Origin of the sequence: Bacteroides sp. Ga6A2 (genome assembly GCF_000702225.1) — a bacterium.
Taxonomy (GTDB): domain Bacteria; phylum Bacteroidota; class Bacteroidia; order Bacteroidales; family Bacteroidaceae; genus Ga6A1.
Genome location: NZ_JNKX01000028.1, coordinates 1 through 23,010 on the forward strand (window position 1 = coordinate 1; position 23,010 = coordinate 23,010).

A 23,010-nucleotide genomic window follows, 5' to 3' on the forward strand; every position below is an offset into this window, starting at 1 on the left:
CAGAGAACAGAATCAAGGAACTGAAATACGATTTTTCTATAGACGACTTCGTATCGCACAACTTCTGGGCGACAGAAGCCTGCGGCAATTTCATAATCATGGCATACAACTTCATGTCGCTGTTTCGCCATGCATTGATGAACTCCGACAAAAAGAAGTTCCTCAAGACAATCCGCTACGAACTGATATCAACACCCGCATATCTGGGAAAGACAAAAAACAAGCACATTCTGTACTTGGCCAGGTCGTTGAAAACACGACGATCCTTCCTCTCGATATGGGAAAAACTAAAGGTTTTCTCTCTGCCATACAGCACCGAGAAATCCTAATGACCGATTTGGGTTTAAATAAGCATATGGGTTTCTTGCAAGATAAGTTGGTTGACTACTTGACTGATGTTGAAAATAATAATAATATTGTCAGAAATGACGAAATTTACAAAAAAATATATGCACCTTTTAATGGTCGTGATATCTCTCAAACTGATTTTGATTTAATAAGGGAGGATATTAAATACAGTTGTAGTGATAAAGTTTTTACTGAGATAAGGGGGCGGTTGAATTTTTATGAGAATAAAGGGCTTGTTGATTCAACAAAGCACAATGAATATATAGATGAAGGGTTGGAATATAAAAAAGAACCATCTAGCAGAGATGAATACCCTTTTATATTTCGATTGCCAAATAATGTTATGCTATTAAGTTTTAACTATACAAATACTGCCAGTTTGTATATACCAGAGAATAATGATGGTCATTTCAGTGTGAACTACATCCACGGTAAGTTAGAGAACCTTGATAGCGTGATTTTTGGATACGGAGATGAGTTGGATGAGAAGTATAAGGAACTTCAAAATAAGAACGACAATAAATATCTTGACAATGTAAAGAGTATAAAATATCTGGAATCGGATAATTATAGAAAAGTCTTGCAGTTTATTGAGTCTGCTCCTTTTCAAGTCTGCATAATGGGACATTCGTGTGGCAATTCTGACAGAACTTTGCTCAACACAATATTCGAGCATAAAAATTGCGTTTCGATAAAACCGTATTATCATAAGAGGTCAGATGGTTCGGATAATTACATAGAAATTGTTCAGAACATCAGTCGAAATTTCAAAGACCCGAAACTGATGAGAGACCGAGTGGTGAACAAAGAGTATTGCGATCCTCTTACATATCCAGAATAAAAATACGGGGAGAAATCCATTTCGGATGTCTCCCCGCATTTATATCAATAAATAGGAAATAAATTACTCGTTAACCATTTCGTCAAGACCCTTGTTAGAGATTGTAGCGTTGATTACGCTCAGGTACTTGCTGTACTGCTCCTTAGTAAGAGTCTGCTTCATAAGCTTGCAGTTCTTGCGTACTGCCTTGCGAACCTTAGCTGCCTTCTTTGCGTCTGATGCGTAGTTGGCTGCTGCCATCTCGTCCTCGAAATACTCGCTGATTGCCTCGACGTCGCTGTACTGTGATGCAGATAGACCAAGATAGTTGCTCAATTTAGCAGCATTCACGTTAATCTTTGTGCTAACAGTGTTCTTGTCTGCTGCTACACCTGCTACTGCGAAACCAAATACAGCTACTGCTGTTAAAACCATCTTCTTCATCTTACTTAAAATTTAATCGTTATCTTTATCCGTTTTATTATTCACTTTTGGTTGTCTCCAGAAGTTTGTCGGAGATGTTTGATTCTTTGTTTTTTAATCCCCTTTCCTTCTGTTTGACAATGCAAAGATACAGCGAAATTTGATAAAACAATTAAAGAATTATGTTTTTTAGCATAAAATAGCGATTTTATTGATAAATATCAACTAAAACCATGCTGTAAAACATATTTTAAGCAAAAATGAGCGCTATTTGTACAGATTTTTCTCTTCTATGAAGTTATGAACGCTTTTGGTAACCCATTGCGAGTAGTCTGCTCCGTTTCTGATGGCTTCTCTTATCATGCTGCTCGATATGGGGTAGAGCGGTGTGTCGATGAACTTTACACCTTTTATATAGTCTGATGCCTTGCGGATTATGTCGCCCTCATGCTCAATGTCGAATCCCGGACGCGGATATACCCATACTTCGTGCTGGCTCATAATCTCGTCGCTCTTGTACCAATGGTCGAACTTTGCCCAGTTGTCAGCTCCGATAACGAGGGCGAACGTGTGCTGCGGATAAGCCTCGCGCATGGCGGCAAGCGTGTTTACCATATAAGATGGGCGCGGCAGACAGAACTCGAAGTCGCTGACCTCAATGTTCGGTTCGCTGGCAACGGCTATGCGAGTCATTTCGAGCCTCGTTGCTTCGTCAATAAGGTCGCTGCTCGTCTGCTTGAACGGATTTTGCGGACTCACCAAAAACCAAAGTTGGTCACAACCACCTTGCTGGCACAGAGCCTTGGCAAGTTGAATGTGACCAACGTGTATCGGGTTGAATGAGCCTCCGAAGATTGCTATTTTCATTATCCCAAGAAGTCTTTTATTTTTTGAAGAGCCTCGGCCTTTGCAGTCTCCAAGTCGTCGTTTACAACGATGGTGTCGAACTGTGGGGCGAAGCTGAGTTCGTATTCAGCGCGTGCTATGCGATCGTTTATGACCTCGGGTGCATCGGTTGCCCTGCCTTCGAGACGGCGGCGTAGTTCGTCGACAGATGGCGGTTGTATGAAGACAGACAACGCGCGTTCGCCGTAGAATTTCTTTATGTTTACTCCACCCTTCACATCAACGTCGAAAACTACGTTCTGACCTTCTTCGAGTTGCTTTTCAACCTGAGCCTTCAGTGTTCCGTAGAATCGGTTTGCATAAACCTCTTCGTATTCAAGAAACTCGTCGTTGTCTATCTTTGTGCGGAATTCCTCGGGAGTGAGGAAGAAGTATTCAACGCCGTTCTGCTCGGTGCCTCGCGGCGCGCGGCTTGTTGCCGAGATTGAGAAGTGCATGTTCAACCCCTGAGTCATCAGATAGTTGATGATGGTTGATTTTCCGCTTCCGCTTGGAGCCGAGAATATAATTAGTTTGCCCTTTGCCATTTGTTACATCACGTTTAGAACCTGTTCCTTAATCTGCTCAAGTTCGTCCTTCATCTTAACCACGATGTTCTGCATCTCAGCCTGATTGCTCTTGCTGCCTGTGGTGTTGATTTCGCGACCCATCTCCTGCGCAATGAAACCCAGTTTCTTGCCCTGTCCTTGCTTGTTCTCGTTCATTGTCTCGAGGAAGTATTTCAGGTGGTTGGCAAGACGCTGCTTCTCCTCGTTGATGTCGAGTTTCTCGATGTAGTAAATCATCTCCTGCTCAAGGCGGTTCTTGTCGTACTCAACGTCTGGAATCTGCGACAGGCTGTCTACGAGTCTCTGGCGTATTTTCTCTGTGCGGTTCTTTTCGTAAGGCTCGATGCTTTTCAGCAGTTCGCCGATGTTCTTTATCTTTTCCTCGAATTTCTTCTGAAGTGCTACGCCCTCCTGCTTGCGGAAATCAACAAGTTGGTTGATTGCCTGCTCAACGGCTGTGCGTACCGAAATCCACTCCTCTTCTGATAGTTCTATGACCTCAACCTTTGTCAGCACGTCTGGCATTCGGAGAAGGGTAGAGAACCAGTCGGCTGGCAGCGCGATGTTGTTCTCCTCGCTTATTGTCTTAATCTGGTTGTAATAGTTCAGCAGAATTGTCTGGTTGATAGGTGCGGCAGTCTGCGAGTCGTCCTTTTCAATCCATAGGCTGAAGTCTACCTTTCCGCGTTCGAGCGCGCTGCTAATCATGGCTCTGATTTCCATCTCCTTCTCGCGATAGAGAGGCGCGATGCGCGTAGAAAGGTCGAGTGCCTTGCTGTTCAGTGATTTTATTTCAACATTGATCTTTTTTTCTCCAAAAACTGCGGTTGCCTTACCGTAGCCAGTCATTGATTGTATCATATTTCAAACTATTTTTTTGCAAAAATAATAGTTTTTTGCATAAGAAAATGTATTTTTGCATTTTATATTGTAAAGATTTAAAATAATGTCGTGTATTCTACATATTGAGACATCTACAGACGTGTGTTCTGTGGCTGTAAGCGAGGATAGTCATTGCATTTATCATGAAGAGGATTTTGAAGGCCCCAACCATAATGTAACCCTTGGTGTTTTTGTTGACAGAGCGCTCTCGTTTGCCGATAGTCATGCCATTCCGCTCGATGCGGTGGCGGTTAGTTGCGGCCCCGGCTCTTACACCGGACTGCGCATAGGAGTGTCTATGGCAAAGGGCGTTTGTTATGCCAACGACGTGAAACTTCTCGGCATTCCAACGCTGAAGGTTATGTGCGTGCCGTTGCTCTTGAAGGACGAGGAACTGCCCGAAGATGCTCTGCTGTGCCCTATGATTGATGCCCGCCGAATGGAGGTGTATGCAGCCGTCTACGACAGGGCGCTGAACGCCGTCCGAGACATTCAGGCCGATATCGTTGACGAAAATTCGTATGCCGAATTCCTCGACAAGCATCCTGTATATTTCTTCGGAAACGGTTCGGAGAAGTGCAAGGACAAAATAAGGCATCCTAACGCGCACTTTGTCGACGGCATAAAGCCTCTGGCTAAATACATGCAGCCGCTTGCCGAAATGGCAATGGCAAAGCAGGATTTCAAGGACGTAGCATACTTTGAGCCTTTCTATCTGAAAGAGTTCGTGGCATCGACCCCTAAAAAACTTCTTTAAAAAAGACGATTATGAGCAAAATAGAATATAATACGCAGCGAAAAAGACTGCCGCTACCCGAATACGGACGAAGCATCCAGCGAATGGTCGACTATGCCCTCACGCTCGAGGACAGAGCCGAACGACAGAGATGCGCAGAGACAATAATCAGGGTGATGGACAGCATGTTCCCGGAACTGCGCCAGCAGGAGGACTACAAGCGTAAACTGTGGGATCAACTGGCTATCATGTCCGACTTTAAACTCGACATTGACTACCCGTTCGAGATTGTCAAGAAAGACGATCTTGCGCAGAAACCGGCGCGCGTGCCTTATCCGCAGCGCAACATCCACTTCCGCCACTACGGACTGCTGGTTGAACGTGCCCTCCGCCATGTTGAGGACGTTCCCGAAGGTCCGGAGCGCGACAGATACATCAACCTCATTGCAAGTCAGATGAAGCGCAATCTGGCTGAATGGAACATCAATACGCTTAACGATGTAAGAGTGCTGAACGACCTTAACCGCTATTTGGGCGGCCGTGTGGCTTACAATCCCGACAATATCAGCCTCGACAACGTGCTCATCGATGGTCCGCGAAGCGATGCCGGCAAGATGAAGGCTAAGAAGGCAAAAAAACGTACTAAATAAAGCGGTATGGGAACTTTTGTTATTGAGGGTGGTCATAAGTTGCAGGGAACGATTGTTCCGCAAGGTGCAAAGAACGAGGCTCTCGAGGTTATCTGTGCCACTTTGCTTACTGCCGAGAAGGTTACCATTCACAACATTCCTAATATCCTTGATGTAAACAACCTTATGCATCTGCTGAAGGATATGGGAGTGAAAGTGATTCAGGAAGGCAGACATACTTACTCTTTTCAGGCCGACGAGGTTGACCTGAATTATCTTGAGAGCGACGAATTTCTTCATCGCTGCTCAACATTGCGTGGCTCTGTGCTGATGCTCGGCCCTATGCTGGCTCGCTTTGGCAAGGCTCTTATATCAAAGCCGGGCGGCGACAAAATTGGTCGCAGACGACTCGACACGCACTTCCTCGGTATGCAGAATCTGGGTGCCGAGTTCCACTATAATGCCGACAGAGGCATCTACGACATCGTGGGCGACAAACTGAAGGGCTGCTACATGCTGCTCGATGAGGCTTCGGTAACCGGAACTGCCAACATCATTATGGCGGCGGTGATGGCTGAGGGCAAGACTACGATTTACAATGCCGCGTGCGAACCTTATATTCAGCAGCTCTGCAACATGCTTAACCAGATGGGTGCCCGAATCAGCGGCATCGCATCGAATCTTCTGATTATCGAGGGCGTGAAGGAGTTGCACGGCACCGAGCACGACATTCTGCCCGACATGATTGAGGTAGGCTCGTTTATAGGAATGGCGGCGATGGTTGGCAACGGCATCACCATAAAGAATGTGAAGTACGAGAAACTCGGAAACATCCCGAACGTATTCGGAAGACTTGGCGTTCAGGTTTACCGAATGGGCGACGATATTTTCATTCCGCGCATGGAACACTACGAGATTGAGTCGTTCATCGACGGCTCTATCATGACACTTGCCGATGCTCCGTGGCCGGGACTTACTCCCGACCTTCTGAGCGTTCTGCTCGTGGTGGCAACTCAGGCAAAGGGAAGCGTCCTCTTCCATCAGAAGATGTTCGAGAGCCGTCTCTTCTTCGTCGACAAACTCATCGACATGGGCGCGCAGATTATTCTTTGCGACCCTCACAGAGCCGTTGTCATCGGTCACGACCGTGCAATTCATCTGCGTGGCGGAAAGATGGCGAGTCCCGACATCCGTGCCGGAATAGCCCTGCTCATCGCTGCCCTTAGTGCCGACGGAACAAGCCGCATTAGCAACATCGAGCAGATTGACCGCGGATACGAGGACATAGAAAACCGTCTGAAGGCTCTTGGCGCACACATCACACGCGAAAACTAAAAGTATGATAAGAAAGGAAGAAGTCTACAAGATTGGCAGGATAACAAAACTGCACGGAATAAAGGGCGAAGTGGTGCTCAACTTTACCGACGATGTATTCGATAGGGTTGAGTGCGACTATCTGGTGCTCGACATGGACGGAATCCTTGTGCCGTTCTTCTTCGAAGAGTACCGCTTTACAAGCAGCGAGAACGCTCTCTTCATCTTCGAGGATATGGACACCGAGCAGAAGGCAAAAACAGTTGTGGGGCACGATGTCTACTTCCCTCTGAGCCTTGCAGAGCAGGCCGAGGAAGGCGAATTGTCGTGGAACTATTTCGTTGGCTTCAAGGTGAGCGACGTTAATCACGGCTTCATTGGAACTATTACCGATGTCGAGAACTCTACCGTAAACACTTTGTTCATCATCGAGCACGAAGGCAACGAGGTTCTTATGCCTGCACAAGAAGAATTTATAAAGGATATGAATCAGAAAGAGCGTACAATGCTGGTCGAAATGCCCGAAGGTATGCTCAATTTGGACGACTAACAAAGGAAAATGAAGAAACAGTTAGCAATATTAGGGTCTACGGGCTCTATCGGCACACAGACATTGCAGGTGGTCGAAGACAATCCTGATTTGTTTGAGGTGTATGCTATTACCGCCAACAATAGGGCTGAGGAACTGATTGAACAGGCTCGCAAGTTTCAGCCCGAGGTTGTTGTCATAGCCAACGAACAGAAATACGATATGGTTAAGGAGGCGCTTGCCGACTTGCCAATGAAGGTATATACAGGCGCAGATGCGCTTTGCCAGATTGTCGAGGCTAAGCCTATCGACGTGGTTGTTACGGCAATGGTAGGCTTTGCCGGATTGCCTCCAACCATCAGCGCGATAAAGGCAGGAAAGACCATCGCCCTTGCCAACAAAGAGACTCTCGTTGTTGCCGGAGAACTGATAAACAGCCTTGCACAGCAGTATAACGTGGCAATTCTTCCGGTTGATTCCGAACATTCGGCAATCTTCCAGAGCATTGTGGGCGAGGTTGGAAATAATATCGAAAAGATTCTGCTCACAGCCAGCGGAGGTCCGTTCCGCAAGTTCAGCATCGAGCAACTTGCAACCGTAACCAAGGAGCAGGCTCTGAAGCATCCTAACTGGGAGATGGGTGCAAAGATAACCATCGACTCGGCAACGATGATGAATAAGGGCTTCGAGGCTATCGAGGCTAAATGGCTGTTCGGCGTCAAGCCCGAGCAGATTGAGGTGGTGGTTCACCCAGAGTCTATAATCCATTCGGCCGTTCAGTTCGAGGACGGCGCGGTTAAGGCTCAACTCGGCGTGCCGGATATGCGATTACCAATACAGTACGCGCTTACTTATCCCGACAGAATAAAGGCGAATTTCGACCGCCTCGACCTGTTCAAACTCGGAAGCATGACCTTCGAGAAGCCCGATTTGCAGAAGTTCCGTTGTCTGGCTCTGGCCTACGAGGCTATGGACAAGGGCGGAAACATGCCTTGCATTGTGAATGCCGCCAACGAGATTGTGAACCTCGCATTCCGTCAGGACAAGATTGGATTCCTGAGAATCGGCGACATCATTGCCGAGACGATGCAGAAGGCTTCGTTTATTGAGAAACCAACTTATGAAGACTATGTGGCTACCGATGCCGAGGCTCGACGCATAGCCACCGAAATGTTATAAACCGAAATCTGAAAATTTCTTAATGGAGACTTTTTTAATTAAAGCAGCACAACTTATTCTTTCGCTGTCAATCCTTGTGGTTCTGCACGAGGGCGGACACTTCTTCTTCGCGAAACTGTTTAAGATAAGGGTCGAGAAATTCTATCTCTTCTTCGACCCGTGGTTTCACCTGTTCAAGTTCAAGCCAAAGAACAGCGATACTGAATACGGCATCGGATGGCTTCCGTTTGGCGGATATGTTAAGATTGCCGGAATGATAGACGAGTCGATGGACAAGGAGCAGATGCAGCAGCCCGAGCAACCTTGGGAGTTCCGCTCAAAGCCTGCCTATCAGCGATTGTTGGTTATGATTGGCGGCGTGCTTGTAAACTTCCTTCTCGCTATCTTCATCTACTCAATGGTGCTCTATACATGGGGCGACAGCTATTTCAACGTGCGCGACATGAAAATGGGTATGGTCTACAACCAGACAGCCAAGGAGATTGGTTTCCGCGACGGCGATATGCCTGTCAAGACCGATGCCGGCGAGATTGGTAGATTCGGCACCGATTTCTATCGTGCAGTTGCAAAAGCCAAGGTCGTAACGGTTATGCGCAACGGCAAGGAGGTAGATATCGAGATGCCTGCCGAGAAAATCAGCCTTATAACAATGCTGAAGGAAGAGCCGCCGTTTATGAAGCAGTTTATTCCAAACGAGATTGATACCGTTATTGCAGGCACTCCTATTGCCAAGGCAGGCGTAAAGGCAGGCGACAAACTGGTTGCGTTAAACGGCAAGCCTATAAATAGCTACAATGCCTTCGAGAACGAGATGATGCATATTAAGGATATGGCTGTTAAATGTTCTCATGCCGATAGCCTGAAACTTCGCAACGTTGTTTTGGTTACGCAGAGAGGCGCGCAGCTCGACACGCTTAATGTGATGCTTGGCAAGGATTTCTTGTTTGGATTCTCTCCGAAGTTCCTTGACGACTATACTCCGATGAAGACAGACCAATTCACTTTCTTCGAGTCGTTCCCTGCCGGAATTTCTTACGGAATGAGAAACCTGAAAGGCTATGTTAGCGACCTCCGTTATGTATTCTCTGCCGAGGGTGCAAAGAGCGTGGGCAGCTTTGGCGCGATGGGAAGCATGTTTGCTCCAACATGGAACTGGCACATATTCTGGCTGAACACCGCACTTCTGAGCATCATTCTTGCGTTCATGAACATTCTTCCAATTCCTGCGCTCGACGGCGGTCATGTGCTATTCTTGCTCTACGAGATTATCACCCGTCGCAAGCCAAGCGAGAAGTTCCTCGAAAGAGCGCAGATGGTGGGAATGTGCCTTCTTCTGGCTCTTATGATTCTAGCCCTTGGCAACGATTTCCTTCGTGGCATAGGCTTGAGTTGGTAAGCAAAACGGCGTTTTTGCAAAACATAAGATACAACCGCTTTCGGAATCTCTTCCGGAGGCGGTTTTTCTTTGCCCTGATGTTAAAAACGGCAAAGTTTTGGTCTGTTCTGCATAATTATTTGAAAAATAGATGTTATATTTGTTGCGATAAACTCGTGTAATCATAAAAAATCTAATAAATGAGCGAATTTTCTAATTGGTACTTTTCTCTGGACGCGAATCTCCAGATATTTTGGGGCTGTGCCATTGTGGGTTCGGCTGTTTTTGCGTTGCAGGCAGTTCTTACAATCATCGGATTGGATTCGGCAGACATCGACATGGGTGCCGATTTTGACGGCGACACAATGGATACTGGCGGTGGTTTGAGCCTCTTCTCAATCCGCAGTCTTGTAAACTTTTTTGTGGGCTTTGGCTGGGCTGGTATCGGTTTTTACAAGAGCATCAATTCCGAAGTTGTGGTCTATCTCATAGCGATAGCCGTCGGAGTGGCTTTCGGCTATATGTATATCTATCTTCGCCGCAAACTGAAGAAACTCGAGTATAACGGCGCGGTAGACATAAACGATGCCCTTGGCAAGGAAGCCGATGTGTATCTTCGCATTCCGGCAGAGGCAAAGGGCGCGGGCAAGGTGCAGATAAGCCTTGGCGGTTCGATATTCGAATATCCTGCCATAACCAATGGCGAGGAGATTGCATCGGGCAAGCGGATAAAGGTTGTCGAGGTTATCGACAGCAAGACTCTGCTTGTAGAGGAACTTTAATGTATTATCAGGAAAAACATTTTATAACTAAAACAAACTAATAATTATGATTGAGGGAATGTCCTATGTTATTATTGCCGCAGCGGTTGTGTTTATCATACTCGTTGTGGCTATCGTGAACCGCTATCGCCGTTGTCCGTCAGACAAGATTTTGGTAATCTACGGAGGCAGTTCATCTCGCGAGAAGAAGTCGGCAAAGTGCGTACACGGAGGCGGTGCTTTCGTGTGGCCTATCGTTGAGGATTATGCATATCTTTCGCTTACTCCAATCAGCATCGATGCCAACCTTACCAACGCACTTTCGCGCCAGAACATCCGCGTCGATGTGCCATGCCGCTTTACCGTGGCAATTTCTACCGATACTGAGTGCATGAATGCCGCAGCCGAGCGTCTTCTCGGACTTAGCGCAACCCAGATTCAGGAACTTGCACGCGATATCCTCTTCGGACAACTTCGTCTTGTAATAGCAACGATGAGTATCGAGGAACTTAACAGCGACCGCGACAAATTCCTCGAGGCAATCTCGAGCAACGTCGAGGGCGAGTTGAAGAAAATCGGTCTTCGCCTTATCAACGTAAACGTAACCGATATCAACGATGAGTCTGGATATATCGAGGCTCTCGGTCAGGAGGCAGCAGCCAAGGCAATAAATGAGGCAAAGGTTCGCGTAGCCGAGCAGGAGAAGATTGGTGAGATTGGTAAGGCCGAGGCTAACCGCGAAACGCGTGTAAGAACAGCCGAGGCAAACGCTCAGGCCGTAAAGGGCGAGAACGAGGCAAAGGTTCAGATTGCAAACTCTGAGGCCGACCGCCGCGAACGCGAGGCTGAGGCTCACCGTAAGGCAACCGCTGCCGAGAAGGTGGCTCAGGCAAAGGCTCTCGAAGAGGCTTACTCAGCCGAGAAGGCAGCCGAGGAGGCTCGTGCCGAGCGCGAACGTGCCACACAGAGTGCAAACGTGCTTGTAAGTCAGGAAATCGAGAAGAAACGCCGCATCATCGAGGCCGAGGCTGAGGCCGAGAAGATTCGCGTAAGCGCAAAGGGTGAGGCTGATGCTCAGTATGCCAAGATGGAGGCCGAGGCTCGCGGTCTCTTCGAGATTCTTAGCCGTCAGGCTGCCGGTTACGACAAGATGGTTCAGGCTGCCGGCGGAGATGCCAACAAGGCTTACATGCTTCTGTTGCTCGAAAAGCTTCCTGAGCTTGTCAAGACTCAGGTTGAGGCTGTCAAGGGCATCAACATCGACCACGTTACTGTTTGGGACAGCGGTCAGGGTGCCGACGGAAAGGGCAGCACAGCCAACTTCCTTTCTGGTCTTATGAAGAGCGTTCCGCCGCTAAACGACCTCTTCGACCAAGCCGGTCTTGCACTTCCAGAGTATCTGGCAAAGAAAGCCGAGAAGAAGGAAGACGACAGCGAGGCTGAAACAGAAGAATAATCATAAGAAAAGAGGGAGAATCTGAGAGTGGTTCTCCCTTCTTTTTTATTGCTGAGTAATAGTTGAACTACGAAAAAACAGCCCTTTACTTTTGTCTTTTCAAAAAAATATTCTAATTTTGCGTTTAGTCTTATGTTGTAAGTTTCACTTTAAACATAAGCGTGATATATAACGAGACAACTAATTGTCGTATCTTATTGAAGAAGTTCTAAACTTTAAATAGTCCGACCAGACATTATACAAGAGGAACTTCAGTCAGTGGATACGCCTTACTATAGGCGTACCCCTTTCTGTTGTATTTTTTCTTGGAAGGCATCTTTGGTCGGACAGCCTTAAGTTTGGAAGTGCATCGGTAAGTGGGTGCGCCTTTTTTTGTCTTATAACCCACAGTATTAACAAAACGTATTTTATCATTATGAAAAAACTTTCATTATTTGTTTTCTTGTTGTTCTCTTTTGTGCAAATTTTTGCCCAGAACTTTGATAAGTGCTATGCAAAGAAAGGAGAGAAGCACATTCTTTATCACATTATAAGGGGTGATAAGGATAAGTATTATAAGGTCTATAACGACAAAAATCAAAAATTTTGGAGTGTTGTGGATAAGGGAGCTTCTTATTTGATTGAGTTTCACATATCTAAGAGTAAATATGATGCTGAAGATGTAGGAGAAACAGAAATTACGCGAGATGATGTTGTGAAGTTGTGTAGTACGAGTAATTTTAGTAATTCTGGTAATTTGAATAATAATTATTCAGAGTCAACTTCGGGTATTGTTTTAGCAAAAGATGAGGTTCTTGTAAGAAAGATAGAAAGTGTAAAAGTAACATCTTCATCGCCACATGAGTATGGTATGGATTATCCAATATTCAGAGTTGTTAAAGCTGAGGATAAGTCTCTTATTGGTGATGAGATTGTATGTAAGATTGTTGAAAAAAGAAAATCTAACCTTAGTGGTGCTGAAGGAAGATTGACAATCAGACCTTTGTATATAATCGATAGTAAGAAAGGCAAAATTCGCCTTATGCCTACTGATATATTCCTTAGGGGGAAGAATAGAGCGAATGTAAAGACATGGTTTCAATTTCCAGTATTCCCTCTTCTCTTTATTGCTGGTTCTGGTGCAGAATTGCCAGGCGACACCGATTATATTTTTTACATAAGGTAGGATTATAATTTAACCCAAAACGGTCATTAGAAAAAATAAGTAGCAAAATGTAAGTTGGTTTAATTATTCAGAGTCAATCATTAGCACTTTATGCTTGTATTTTTATAGGCTCCGGATACTTATCTGAACATTATGTAAGGTAAAATTTCTAATGACCGATTTGGGTTTAATGTGAGTATGTTTTGGTTAATTACTATTGCAATAATTATAATTGTTGCGTATAAATTAGGGGCAACTTCTGGACAAGTCATTGAACGGGTCAATAATTCTGGCGGAATGAGAGTGAAGTATGCAAAACTTATTGATGCTTTTTTAGGTGGACATGATGATTGCCAGATTTTTGTAGAAACTCGCACTTACATTAGATTTGGTGTTTCAAACTATGGCGGGACAACTTTGTTTCATATTCAACAATCTACAGACAATAAGGTTATAATTCAGTATGAGGTGAAGAATAATCCGATTTGTGCTCCTTTTCAACTTCAATGGTTTTTTCCTGATGATATGAATCAGGATGAGATGGTGGTAGTAATGTTGGATGACATGGAGAAGAAAATGAAACAAATTATGAGGATGTAGTGTGTTGAAGCATTAATAAATTGCTTCATGTTTATAAAAATTCCGCCTTGCATCGGCAAATGCAAGGCGGAATTTTGTTATTATCTGAAATAAGATTCGCAGATTGCAAGATACAGCGCAACTGCCGGAATGGCAATGAGCGAACTGTCGAAACGGTCGAGCATTCCGCCGTGCCCCGGAAGAATGTTGCCCGAATCCTTTATGCCGAGCTGTCGTTTCATAAGCGATTCCACAAGGTCGCCCCATGTGCCGAACACCACCACCAGAGCCATTCCTGCCCATTGCAGAGTCGAATAAAGGCTTGTGTCGTAGTGAGCAAAAATCATGCTGATGCCAATGGCAAGAACCGCTCCGCCAACCGAGCCTTCCCACGACTTGTTTGGCGAGATGCGCTTGAATAGCGGATGCTTTCCGATAAGCGAGCCAACGCAGTAAGCGCCCGTGTCGCTCGCCCACGAAAAGACGAAGATGGCAAGGAGATAGAGATGAAGTCAATATGTCATCTCGATTCAATGGATTTTTACAATAAGCAATACTATAAACTTATCGCTATTTTGCGGACGATAGGATGATTTTTCTGAAACAGATATTATAAAAGGTAGAAACCGCTTTCAAACCAGTATTTGAAGGCGGTTTTTCTTGTTTCCCGGCAACTGCGTTTTCTGCTGAAAGACTCGTTGTTGTGGATTTTTGAACAAACATTCGGCACTTTCTGCAAAATAAAAATGGAAAAATATTAGTGATTTTCGGTTGAAATGTAATATTTTTATCACGTTTTTGCACTCGAGTGCTTAACCAAAGAAATTATATATTTATGAAGAATGTTTTTACTGTCTTGATATTGGCGGCAGCCTCGCTAAGTGCCGCGGCTCAGAATTGTCCCGTTGGCATTGTCAGCGGACAGGATTCGGTACGCGGAATGCAGTTTGGAGTGGTTGCGTCGGTTGCCGGCGCAAAGGCGAGGGGAGTGCAGTTGTCGGGATTTTCGAATATGACTACGGGCTCTCTGCGAGGCGTTCAGTTGAGTGGCGTCAGCAATATCGCAGCCGGCGTTGAGAAAGGTGTTCAGTTGTCGAGTATGCTCAACGTTTCGTCGGGCTACATGCGAGGTTTGCAGGCTGCATTCTACAACTATGCCGACTCGCTTAACGGTACGCAAATCGGAATATTCAATGTGGCGCGCACACATCCTAAGGGTTGGCAGATTGGATTGCTCAACATTTCCCACGACACCATCGCGCACAAACTTGGACTGGTAAATGTCAACCCAAATACCGAGGTAGACTTGCTGATGTATGGCGGCAGCACCACAAAGGGAAACGTAGCCGTGCGCTTCCGCAATCGCTATACTTACAATATCGTTGGCTTCGGCACACACTTCATGGGGCTCGACGAGAAATTCTCAGGAGCGTTGTTCTACCGCCTCGGCGCTTACACGCGGCTCAGTCCGAGGTGGACGCTAAGCGGCGATGTTGGCTACTATCATGTAGAGACATTCAAGCAGAATTCGGCCGATGCGCCCGAACGCCTCTTCTCGTTGCAGGCGCGCCTGAATCTTGACTATCAGATTTCGAAGAAACTGGGAGCGTTTGCAAGCGTGGGCTACGGCGATACGCGATATTACCAGCGATGGCGGCACTATCGCAGCAGACCGTTGGTCGAGGCCGGACTAACGTTCCGCTATCTGCGTAATGGCGATATTCGGAAATATTCAGCCCCGATGGTTGTTGATGACAACGGAGAGAGCGACAGCATAATGGTAAACAACGGTCTGCAACGTAAGCATCCTTGGTGGGCATTGGCGCAGGTTACGGGCGTGAATCTGGGCGTGCATTTGTTCGACCGCTTTGTATTGGATGAAGACTTTGCAAAGACAAGCCTACGCTCGTGCCGCAACAACTTCAGACACGGCTTTGTATGGGACAACGACCAGTTCTCAACAAACCTTTTCATGCACCCGTATCACGGCAATCTCTATTTCAATTCAGCCCGCTCGCAGGGGCTTAATTTCTGGCAGTCGGCACCATACGCTCTCGTCGGCTCTCTTGAGTGGGAGTTTCTGGGCGAGGTTGAGCCGCCGGCAATCAACGATCTGATAGCCACCACTTGCGGCGGCATCTGTATAGGCGAGATAACCAACCGCATAAGCCGCATATTTCTTGATGACAGAAAACGAGGGTTTAACAGATTCCTGCGCGAGGCTGCTGCAACGGTTTTCAACCCGATGGGCGGACTTAAACGTATGGCCACGGGCGATGCGTGGTGGGTTCGCAACGAAAACTATCTGTATCACGACCGCGAAAAATTCCCTATCGACTTTTCTATGTCGGTGGGCAACCGCTATCTGGCCGATAATGGTTCGTTGTTCAGGGGAGAGCACAATCCTTACGTTAATCTGTATCTTGACTATGGCGACCCTGTTAATGAGGGCGAAACCAATTCACCTTACGATTATTTCAATGCCGAGATTACTTTCGGTCTGAGCCGTAATCAGCCTATTATCAACCGTCTGAATCTGGTTGGACGACTATGGAGCGCGCTTGTGTTCGACAGCAAGAACATAAAGGGCGAGTTCGGAATATATCAGCATTTCGATTATTTCAACTCAAAGGCGGTAAAGGATGGTTCGGACCAGACTCCGTACCGCATTAGCGAGGCTGCGGCTTTCGGCCCGGGATTCATCTTTCAGTTTCCAAGTGTAGGCGCGCTTAACCGTCTGGAACAGCGAATTTTCATAAACGGAATTTTGCTGGGCGGCACAAAGAGCGACTATTACAGTTTTATCGACCGTGACTACAACATGGGAAGCGGCTTCAGCGTCAAGGCAAAGACGCATCTCGAACTGCGCCACTTCGGACGCTTCATTCTGCATACCCAGTACTACCGCATATATACATGGAAGGGCTATGAGCAGAAAGATTTGTCGAAGGTAGACCCTCTGTTCCTTAATTCGCAGGGCGACAAGGGCAATGCCGCTCTTTTGGTTGTAAACCCAATTGCTGAGATTGACCTCAGAAAGAACTGGAGCATCGTTATAAGCAGTACGTTCTTTGGTCGCAAAACCAACTACAAGTATTATGATAATGTGAAAACCAATACTTTCGAGGCGCGCGCTGGCTTGACTTGCCATTTCTGATGAATGTTGTAGGGGCTTTTTCTCATGTTTTAGATTTCGTTGATTGTTCGGGATTCCTTCGAGATGCGTTCGGGATATGTACAATTCCTTCCGATTCTGATGCGTATTTGGAGCGTTTTTGCTTTTTCCGCATCGTTTTTGCATGTTTTATGCCGCTTATTTTCGATTGAAAATCTTTACGGGGTGCGATAAGTTGTTGACAATGTGAGTTTTAATGTATGGGGCGTTTCGGCGTTTCAGCGTTTCAGCTACCCCTCTGGTGGTTTCAATTTCTTGCTTTATATTATATAATTTATTAATTATTAATTAGTTATATATAATATATAAGTGCTTGAAACAAAAAACATACCTCTGAAACACTTGAAACGCTGAAACGCTGAAACGCTTAATGTTGCATTTTGAGAAAGTTTCGTTATATTTGTAACAAGTGGTTACAAAATCATAAACGAAATGTGAATTTAATTTTGTGTATGAAGCTTAATTCAATAAAAGGTCTTATTTGCGATGTCGGAAAGTTTATTTTTGTATTATTTGTCTTATTTTCTTTTCATACGTCGTGTGTATTGGAGATATTGAATGCCAAAACGTTTCTTTTGTCATACAAATGTTGTAAATAAAGAACTCCGCCTTGCATTTACTGATGCAAGGCGGAGTTTTGTTATCATTATCTGAAATAAGATTCGCAGATTGTAAGATACAGCGCAACTGCCGGAATGGCAATGAGCGAACTGTCGAAACGGTCGAGCATTCCGCCGTGCCCCGGAAGAATGTTGCCCGAATCCTTTATGCCGAGCTGGCGTTTCATCAGCGATTCCACAAGGTCGCCCCATGTGCCGAACACCACCACCACCAGAGCCATTCCTGCCCATTGTAAGGTTGAATAAAGGCTTGTGTCGTAGTGTGCAAAAATCATGCTGATACCAATGGCAAGAACCGCTCCGCCAACAGAGCCTTCCCACGACTTGTTTGGCGAGATGCGCTTGAACAGCGGATGCTTTCCGATAAGCGAGCCAACGCAGTATGCACCTGTGTCGCTTGCCCACAAAAAGACGAAGATGGCAAGCGGAGTAAGATAGTCGTACATAATGTCGGCTGTGTTAGCAATTGACTTTATGCTTATCACGTTCAGCAGCGAGAAAGGCAGAGCCACATACAAAATCGCCATCATTGAGTATGCCCAGTTGTTTATCGGGCTCTTCTGCTGAAGATACAACTCGCTGATGACGAGATAGATGATGGGGAACAACGTAAGGATGAACGCCTTGTTGAATCCAGTTACGCAATAGAACCATGTAGCTGCAAACAGACACACGCCCGTTAGCGTGACAATGGTTCTGTTTACATCAACATCCTCGCGAGAGTTTACGACAGAGCAGAACTCCCACACGGAAAGTCCTGTAATTATGGCGAATAGCAATCCCATCGTGGCATATCCAAAGCATATTGCCGAAACCAGAACGGCAACGAACACCGCACCGGTGATGGCTCTCACAATGAGATTCTTAACTTTTGCATTCATACAATTTATCTAAAAAATTAAAGTCGGTCTTTCAAAATGTGCAGACGGGCAGTTGCCTGCCCATCTGTTTTTATTCATTCTCAGGCATTGTCCGAGCCTGATGATTTCTCATTCTTGTCGTAGTTGTCGGGAGTCTCCTCGGTCTGAGGCTGCTCCGCGCCGGCGAGTCGTGCTTCCTCGGCATCCTCTTCGGCTGCCTTGGCAGCCATAGCCTCGGCGCGTGCCTTCAACTCAGCCTCGTATTCAGCCTTCAGTTCAGGGTTCTCCTCGAAAATCTCTTCAGAGCGTGACTGCCATGGGCGTGGACCGAATATATCTTCAAGGTCTTCAGCCATAATAACTTCCTTCTCAACCAAAAGGTCGGCAAGCTTGTTGTGACCCTCGGCATGCTCCTTTAGCATATCCTTGGCGCGCTTGTACTGCTCGGCAATAATCTTTGCAACCTCCTTGTCGATGAGGTGAGCCGTTGCTTCGCTGTAAGGCTTGTTAAACTCGTACTCGTTATTGTTGTAGAAACAGATGTTCGGAAGTTCGTCGCTCATACCCATGTAAGCCACCATGCTGTAAGCCGATTTGTTTGCTCTCTCGAGGTCGTTGAGCGCGCCTGTTCCGATGTGACCGGTGAACAACTCCTCGGCTGCTCTACCGCCAAGGAGCGAGCATAGTTCGTCGAGAATGTGTTCCTTTGTGGTAATCTGTCTCTCCTCTGGCATGTACCAAGCCGCGCCGAGCGAGATGCCTCGTGGCACGATTGAAACCTTAACAAGCGGATTTGCGTGCTGCAAGAACCACGATAGGGTTGCATGACCAGCCTCGTGTATTGCGATAGAACGCTTCTCGGCGTTCGTCATAACCTTTGTCTTCTTCTCCAAGCCGCCGATAATTCGGTCGATGGCATCGAGGAAGTCCTGACGGCTTACGGCTGTAGCCTCGTGGCGCGCTGCGATAAGTGCAGCCTCGTTGCACACGTTGGCGATGTCTGCTCCCGAGAATCCCGGAGTCTGACGTGCAAGCTGGTTAACATCAACAGTCTCGTCGGTCTTCAGCGGTCTGAGGTGAACGCCGAAGATAGCCTTGCGCTCGTTAAGTTCAGGCAACTCAACATGAATCTGACGGTCGAAACGTCCTGCACGAAGAAGAGCCTTGTCGAGAATGTCGGCGCGGTTTGTTGCAGCCAAGATGATTACTCCGCTGTTTGTTCCAAAGCCGTCCATCTCGGTTAGCAACTGGTTGAGTGTGCTTTCGCGCTCATCGTTTCCGCCAAATGAAGACTTGTTGCTGCGGGCGCGTCCTACGGCATCAATCTCATCGATAAAGATGATACAAGGAGCCTTTGCCTTTGCCTTGCTAAAGAGGTCGCGCACGCGGCTTGCACCAACACCCACGAACATCTCTACGAAGTCGGAACCAGACATTGAGAAGAACGGAACGTCTGCCTCGCCGGCAACAGCCTTTGCAAGCAGCGTCTTACCAGTTCCCGGAGGGCCTACAAGTAGTGCGCCCTTTGGAATCTTGCCACCCAACTCGGTATATTTTGCAGGGTTCTTCAAGAAGTCTACAATCTCCTGAACCTCCTGCTTTGCGCCTTCCTGTCCGGCAACATCCTTGAATGTAACCTTCATCTCGTCTTTGTTGTCCTTGTCGATTAGTTTAGCCTTGCTCTGGCCTACATTGAAGATGCCGCCGCCAAAGCCGCCGCCACCTCCGCTGCCAACTCGGCGGAACATTGTGAAGATGAGATATGTGAAGAACAGTATCGGAAGCCATGTAAACAGGATATGGCTGAAGTCCTGACTGTGCTCGAAGGCAAACTTGCCGCTGAACTTTCCAAGTTCGGTCTCGGTGTCGATGAAGTTTTCGAGATTCTCTATCGAGCCGTATTCAACCGAAACGTATGGGGCAGCGCCAGTCTTGTCAGGACCAGTCTTGAATATTTCGCGAATGTATTCTTTCTTGACATACATTCTCAGCATACCTTCGTCTTTCTGAACCGTTATCTTTTCGGCATATCCGTTGTGAACATATTCTTTGAACTGTGAATATGTGGCCGATTTGTACAGACTGCTGTCGCTTTGTGTAAAGTACAGTATGCCAAGGGCAACGGCTATAACGATGTACAGCCATGTCAGGTTAAAAGTAAATATGGGCTTGAAACCCTTCTTACCGTCATTTTTTTTAGCCATAAAGGATAATTTAGTCTAAGTTTGGAATTTCTGTTAATTTAGCGTCCTCCCAAAGATTCTCGATGTCGTAGAACTCTCTGAACTCGGGAAGGAAGATGTGAACAATCACGTTGGCGAAGTCCATAGCAATCCATTCGGCATTGTTGAAGCCGTCAATGCCTATCAGGTCTTCGCCTATGCGCTTTGCAAATATGTCAACCGAGTCGGCAATGGCTTTTACCTGACTTGGCGAGTTACCCTGACATACTATGAAATAATTGCATATAGTGTCGTCAATCGCAGTAAGGTCGGCAACGACTATGTCTTGCCCTTTTTTTTCTTGTATTCCTTTTACAATTGTGTCTAAGAATTTTTTGTCTCTGTTCATTAAAATAAAGTTCTATTAACTTAATAGCGTACAAAGATACACCTAAATTATTACATAATCAAAAAAAGGCTGCATAGAAATGCGGTATATAATAGGTGCGAAATGAAGTTTTTTTGAAAAAATGCATTTTTTTTGCAAAATTTTTCTGAAAAGTTTGCCAGTTCAGAAAAAGTGTGTATCTTTGCACCGTCAAACAAAAACAAGGGTTTGATACTCCAAAATTGGGATATGGTGTAATGGTAACACTACAGATTCTGGTCCTGTCATTCCTGGTTCGAGTCCAGGTATCCCAACAAGAAGCTTCTCTATCGAGGGGCTTTTTTTTTCGCCTAAATACCCTAATGTGTCGGCGAGTTTTAGAAACAGAGTTTTAAGTTGGTTGTTTTTCTATATTAGAAAAGGGAACAAAGATTGATTCTTCAATCTGCGTTCCCTTTTTTTGTTATCTTATTCCTGTTCTTTCAGAACCGAAATCTTCTGCTTTATAAGTTCTATCTCCTGCTTTAGGTTATCTACCTTGCGGTTGATGCCCGAAATCAGCGAGTTGCCTTTCTTTGACGATAGGGTGAGGAAGCCGAGGTTGTTTTCGTACTGCTTCATTTCGCTTATCTTCTGCTGAAGGCTGCGCTCAAGTCTGTAACGCTCGTTCTGCGCGCCGTCCTTGCTGTTCTTAATGTTGTTCTTGAAGTTGTCGAGGCGCTGCTTTGCGCGGTTTATGTTCAGTTTCTTGTAAATCTCGTCGAGAACGTCCTTGTATGCCTTGTAAGTCTCGTCCTTTACGGCAAACGGAACGTGTCCGATGCTGTTCCACTCGGCAGAGAGTTTCTGAACTGCGTCCTGAACCTTGCCGTCGGCGTTGCCGTTTTCGAGAATCTCCTTAAGACTTGCAATTATGCCCTGCTTTTTTTCAAGATTTTCGTTCTCCTGAGAGTGTGCTGCCGCATTGGCATCGTTCTTCTGCTTGTAGAAGTGGTCGCACGCAGCGATGAATCTCTTCCAGATGTGTTCGGTATCCTTTCGGTTTGTAGGGCCTATTTCCTTCCATTCCTTCTGGAGTTGTGCCATTATTGCGCTTGTTTCCTTCCAGTCGGTGCTGTCTTTCAGAGCCTCTGCCTTTTCGCATAGTTCGAGTTTCTTGTTCTTGTTAGCCGAAGCCGTCTCTTTCATCGACTTGAAGTTCTGCGCCTTTGTGTCGAAGAAGTTGTTGCAGGCCTGGCGGAAACGCTCAAAGATTTTCGTGTTCATCTTCTGCGGAGCAAAGCCGATGGTCTTCCATTTAGCCTGAAGTTCGAGCACTTCTTTTGTCTTGTCTTCCCAGTCGTTGTACGATTTCAGTTCGTCGAGGTTTATGCTTTCGATAGCCTCGCAGATGGCAGTCTTTGCCTCGAGGTTCTCGTTTTCCTTCTGCTTTATTTCGTCAAAATGATTCTGGTGTCGGCGGTTGATTATTGTCGATGCCTCCTTGAATCTGCTCCACAACTCCTCGCGCACTTCCTTTGCTACCGAGCCGGTCTCGCGATACTGCTGGTGAAGGTCTTGCAACTGATGGAATGCCGAAACCACGTCTTCTGCCGTCGTGAGTTTCTCGGCCTGCTCGCACAAGCGTGTCTTGACCTCAAGATTCTTCTTGAAGTCGTATTCTCTCATCTCGTTGTTTATCTTGAGGTTATCGTAGAATTTGTCTCTCTCGAGCTGATACTGTTTCCAGATGTTCGTAACTTCTTCGGCAGGAATCTGTCCTGTCTCGTTCCATTGCTGCTGCAATGCCTTGAACTCGTCGAGATGCTTGCCGCATTCCTCGCCGTTCTCGTTCAGAGCCTTCAGTTTTTCGATAATCTCGCTTTTCAGCACGAGGTTGTTCTTCTTTTCCTCTTCCTGCTTTGCAAAGACTACCGCCTTCTTGTCTCTGATTATCTTCATCTGAGCCTTGAACTCCTGCTCCGACTGGCTGAGCACCTCGAGGGCGGCAGACTTGTCGGCAATCTCTTCGGCCTGCTGGTTTATTGTCTCCTTTTCGGCGTTCAGGATTTTGTAGAAGTTTTGTTTAAGACTGTTCAGTTCATCTTTGGGTGCGTTCTCGGCATCCTGTGCCAGAACCTTTATACGCTCTACGATTTCCTCTTTAGTCATTTTCCATCAAATATTAGTAATGTTG

Annotated in this window: 21 protein-coding genes, 1 tRNA gene and 1 pseudogene; 14 read left to right on the forward strand and 9 right to left on the reverse strand. The window is 46.3% G+C overall.

The annotated features are described in order from the left end of the window. A partial coding sequence (locus T538_RS0108140) for a transposase (protein ID WP_031540988.1) occupies positions 1–329 on the forward strand: 329 nt, incomplete at its 5' end. Continuing rightward, the gene (locus T538_RS18055) at positions 278–1,189 is read left to right on the forward strand and encodes an AbiH family protein (protein ID WP_081834920.1); all 912 of its coding nucleotides are present in this window, start codon (positions 278–280) and stop codon (positions 1,187–1,189) included. The genes T538_RS0108140 and T538_RS18055, both read left to right, overlap by 52 nt. Before the next feature lie 63 nt (positions 1,190–1,252). On the opposite strand, the gene T538_RS0108150 is transcribed toward T538_RS18055, so the two are convergent. From T538_RS0108150 to T538_RS0108165, 4 genes are all read right to left on the reverse strand, one after another. Then, positions 1,253–1,603: a hypothetical protein gene (locus tag T538_RS0108150; RefSeq protein WP_139185178.1), complete on the reverse strand. Its 351-nt coding sequence runs from the start codon at positions 1,601–1,603 to the stop codon at positions 1,253–1,255. A gap of 255 nt (positions 1,604–1,858) precedes the next feature. Next, the gene (gene nadD, locus T538_RS0108155) at positions 1,859–2,458 is read right to left on the reverse strand and encodes a nicotinate (nicotinamide) nucleotide adenylyltransferase (RefSeq protein ID WP_031533305.1); all 600 of its coding nucleotides are present in this window, start codon (positions 2,456–2,458) and stop codon (positions 1,859–1,861) included. After that, positions 2,458–3,024, reverse strand: coding sequence for a guanylate kinase (gene gmk, locus T538_RS0108160; protein WP_031533304.1), 567 nt, complete (start codon positions 3,022–3,024; stop codon positions 2,458–2,460). The genes nadD and gmk overlap by 1 nt, the downstream gene beginning before the upstream one ends. A gap of 3 nt (positions 3,025–3,027) precedes the next feature. After that, a complete protein-coding gene (locus T538_RS0108165) occupies positions 3,028–3,906 on the reverse strand; it encodes a YicC/YloC family endoribonuclease (RefSeq protein ID WP_031533303.1) in 879 nt (292 codons plus the stop codon). Positions 3,907–3,991: 85 nt separating this feature from the next. On the opposite strand from T538_RS0108165, the gene tsaB reads away from it, so the two are divergent. From tsaB to T538_RS0108215, 10 genes are all read left to right on the forward strand, one after another. Then, on the forward strand, positions 3,992–4,684 hold the full coding sequence (gene tsaB / locus T538_RS0108170) for a tRNA (adenosine(37)-N6)-threonylcarbamoyltransferase complex dimerization subunit type 1 TsaB (RefSeq protein WP_031533302.1): 693 nt from the start codon (positions 3,992–3,994) through the stop codon (positions 4,682–4,684). Between the two features lie 11 nt (positions 4,685–4,695). Continuing rightward, entirely contained in the window at positions 4,696–5,313 is a 618-nt protein-coding gene (locus tag T538_RS0108175) for a DUF4290 domain-containing protein (protein ID WP_051655971.1), read from the forward strand. Positions 5,314–5,319: 6 nt separating this feature from the next. After that, on the forward strand, positions 5,320–6,627 hold the full coding sequence (gene murA, locus T538_RS0108180; protein WP_031533299.1) for a UDP-N-acetylglucosamine 1-carboxyvinyltransferase: 1,308 nt from the start codon (positions 5,320–5,322) through the stop codon (positions 6,625–6,627). 4 nt (positions 6,628–6,631) lie between these two features. Beyond that, positions 6,632–7,156 carry a ribosome maturation factor RimM gene (rimM, locus tag T538_RS0108185; RefSeq protein ID WP_031533298.1) on the forward strand — a complete coding sequence of 175 codons (525 nt, stop codon included), beginning with the start codon at positions 6,632–6,634 and terminating at the stop codon, positions 7,154–7,156. Positions 7,157–7,165: 9 nt separating this feature from the next. After that, complete coding sequence (locus T538_RS0108190) at positions 7,166–8,314, forward strand: 1-deoxy-D-xylulose-5-phosphate reductoisomerase (RefSeq protein WP_031533297.1); 1,149 nt, start codon at positions 7,166–7,168, stop codon at positions 8,312–8,314. 22 nt (positions 8,315–8,336) lie between these two features. Beyond that, a complete protein-coding gene (rseP, locus tag T538_RS0108195; RefSeq protein WP_031533295.1) occupies positions 8,337–9,710 on the forward strand; it encodes an RIP metalloprotease RseP in 1,374 nt (457 codons plus the stop codon). A 179-nt stretch (positions 9,711–9,889) separates the two neighbouring features. Beyond that, positions 9,890–10,471 (forward strand): NfeD family protein, encoded by a 582-nt coding sequence (locus T538_RS0108200; RefSeq protein WP_031533294.1) that lies wholly within the window; start codon positions 9,890–9,892, stop codon positions 10,469–10,471. Between the two features lie 46 nt (positions 10,472–10,517). Then, positions 10,518–11,906: a flotillin family protein gene (locus T538_RS0108205; protein ID WP_051655972.1), complete on the forward strand. Its 1,389-nt coding sequence runs from the start codon at positions 10,518–10,520 to the stop codon at positions 11,904–11,906. A gap of 415 nt (positions 11,907–12,321) precedes the next feature. Beyond that, entirely contained in the window at positions 12,322–13,071 is a 750-nt protein-coding gene (locus T538_RS0108210) for a hypothetical protein (RefSeq protein ID WP_031533291.1), read from the forward strand. Between the two features lie 177 nt (positions 13,072–13,248). Continuing rightward, entirely contained in the window at positions 13,249–13,650 is a 402-nt protein-coding gene (locus T538_RS0108215; protein ID WP_031533290.1) for a hypothetical protein, read from the forward strand. An 80-nt stretch (positions 13,651–13,730) separates the two neighbouring features. Here T538_RS0108215 and T538_RS17125 read toward each other — a convergent pair. Beyond that, positions 13,731–14,126, reverse strand: a pseudogene (locus tag T538_RS17125) (phosphatidate cytidylyltransferase); the annotation flags it as partial. A gap of 338 nt (positions 14,127–14,464) precedes the next feature. On the opposite strand from T538_RS17125, the gene T538_RS0108230 reads away from it, so the two are divergent. After that, entirely contained in the window at positions 14,465–16,786 is a 2,322-nt protein-coding gene (locus T538_RS0108230; RefSeq protein ID WP_081834918.1) for a DUF3943 domain-containing protein, read from the forward strand. Positions 16,787–17,450: 664 nt separating this feature from the next. Here the strand turns inward: T538_RS0108230 and T538_RS0108235 are convergent. From T538_RS0108235 to rsfS, 3 genes are all read right to left on the reverse strand, one after another. After that, positions 17,451–18,305: a phosphatidate cytidylyltransferase gene (locus tag T538_RS0108235; RefSeq protein ID WP_031533287.1), complete on the reverse strand. Its 855-nt coding sequence runs from the start codon at positions 18,303–18,305 to the stop codon at positions 17,451–17,453. Positions 18,306–18,385: 80 nt separating this feature from the next. Next, on the reverse strand, positions 18,386–20,488 hold the full coding sequence (ftsH, locus tag T538_RS0108240) for an ATP-dependent zinc metalloprotease FtsH (RefSeq protein WP_031533285.1): 2,103 nt from the start codon (positions 20,486–20,488) through the stop codon (positions 18,386–18,388). Between the two features lie 10 nt (positions 20,489–20,498). After that, a complete protein-coding gene (rsfS, locus tag T538_RS0108245) occupies positions 20,499–20,855 on the reverse strand; it encodes a ribosome silencing factor (protein ID WP_031533283.1) in 357 nt (118 codons plus the stop codon). 222 nt (positions 20,856–21,077) lie between these two features. Here rsfS and T538_RS0108250 point away from each other — a divergent pair. Further along, a tRNA-Gln gene (locus tag T538_RS0108250) sits at positions 21,078–21,148 on the forward strand. Between the two features lie 154 nt (positions 21,149–21,302). On the opposite strand, the gene T538_RS0108255 is transcribed toward T538_RS0108250, so the two are convergent. Next, complete coding sequence (locus T538_RS0108255; protein ID WP_051655973.1) at positions 21,303–22,985, reverse strand: DUF349 domain-containing protein; 1,683 nt, start codon at positions 22,983–22,985, stop codon at positions 21,303–21,305. Positions 22,986–23,010: the final 25 nt, after the last annotated feature.

What these genes read in the sequence shown, in the direction of transcription:
- T538_RS18055 (WP_081834920.1), top strand. Translation starts at nt 278, where the DNA reads ATGGGAAAAACTAAAGGTTTTCTCTCTGCCATACAGCACCGAGAAATC.
- T538_RS0108150 (WP_139185178.1), bottom strand. Translation starts at nt 1,603, where the DNA reads ATGGTTTTAACAGCAGTAGCTGTATTTGGTTTCGCAGTAGCAGGTGTA.
- nadD (WP_031533305.1), bottom strand. Translation starts at nt 2,458, where the DNA reads ATGAAAATAGCAATCTTCGGAGGCTCATTCAACCCGATACACGTTGGT.
- gmk (WP_031533304.1), bottom strand. Translation starts at nt 3,024, where the DNA reads ATGGCAAAGGGCAAACTAATTATATTCTCGGCTCCAAGCGGAAGCGGA.
- T538_RS0108165 (WP_031533303.1), bottom strand. Translation starts at nt 3,906, where the DNA reads ATGATACAATCAATGACTGGCTACGGTAAGGCAACCGCAGTTTTTGGA.
- tsaB (WP_031533302.1), top strand. Translation starts at nt 3,992, where the DNA reads ATGTCGTGTATTCTACATATTGAGACATCTACAGACGTGTGTTCTGTG.
- T538_RS0108175 (WP_051655971.1), top strand. Translation starts at nt 4,696, where the DNA reads ATGAGCAAAATAGAATATAATACGCAGCGAAAAAGACTGCCGCTACCC.
- murA (WP_031533299.1), top strand. Translation starts at nt 5,320, where the DNA reads ATGGGAACTTTTGTTATTGAGGGTGGTCATAAGTTGCAGGGAACGATT.
- rimM (WP_031533298.1), top strand. Translation starts at nt 6,632, where the DNA reads ATGATAAGAAAGGAAGAAGTCTACAAGATTGGCAGGATAACAAAACTG.
- T538_RS0108190 (WP_031533297.1), top strand. Translation starts at nt 7,166, where the DNA reads ATGAAGAAACAGTTAGCAATATTAGGGTCTACGGGCTCTATCGGCACA.
- rseP (WP_031533295.1), top strand. Translation starts at nt 8,337, where the DNA reads ATGGAGACTTTTTTAATTAAAGCAGCACAACTTATTCTTTCGCTGTCA.
- T538_RS0108200 (WP_031533294.1), top strand. Translation starts at nt 9,890, where the DNA reads ATGAGCGAATTTTCTAATTGGTACTTTTCTCTGGACGCGAATCTCCAG.
- T538_RS0108205 (WP_051655972.1), top strand. Translation starts at nt 10,518, where the DNA reads ATGATTGAGGGAATGTCCTATGTTATTATTGCCGCAGCGGTTGTGTTT.
- T538_RS0108210 (WP_031533291.1), top strand. Translation starts at nt 12,322, where the DNA reads ATGAAAAAACTTTCATTATTTGTTTTCTTGTTGTTCTCTTTTGTGCAA.
- T538_RS0108215 (WP_031533290.1), top strand. Translation starts at nt 13,249, where the DNA reads ATGTTTTGGTTAATTACTATTGCAATAATTATAATTGTTGCGTATAAA.
- T538_RS0108230 (WP_081834918.1), top strand. Translation starts at nt 14,465, where the DNA reads ATGAAGAATGTTTTTACTGTCTTGATATTGGCGGCAGCCTCGCTAAGT.
- T538_RS0108235 (WP_031533287.1), bottom strand. Translation starts at nt 18,305, where the DNA reads ATGAATGCAAAAGTTAAGAATCTCATTGTGAGAGCCATCACCGGTGCG.
- ftsH (WP_031533285.1), bottom strand. Translation starts at nt 20,488, where the DNA reads ATGGCTAAAAAAAATGACGGTAAGAAGGGTTTCAAGCCCATATTTACT.
- rsfS (WP_031533283.1), bottom strand. Translation starts at nt 20,855, where the DNA reads ATGAACAGAGACAAAAAATTCTTAGACACAATTGTAAAAGGAATACAA.
- T538_RS0108255 (WP_051655973.1), bottom strand. Translation starts at nt 22,985, where the DNA reads ATGACTAAAGAGGAAATCGTAGAGCGTATAAAGGTTCTGGCACAGGAT.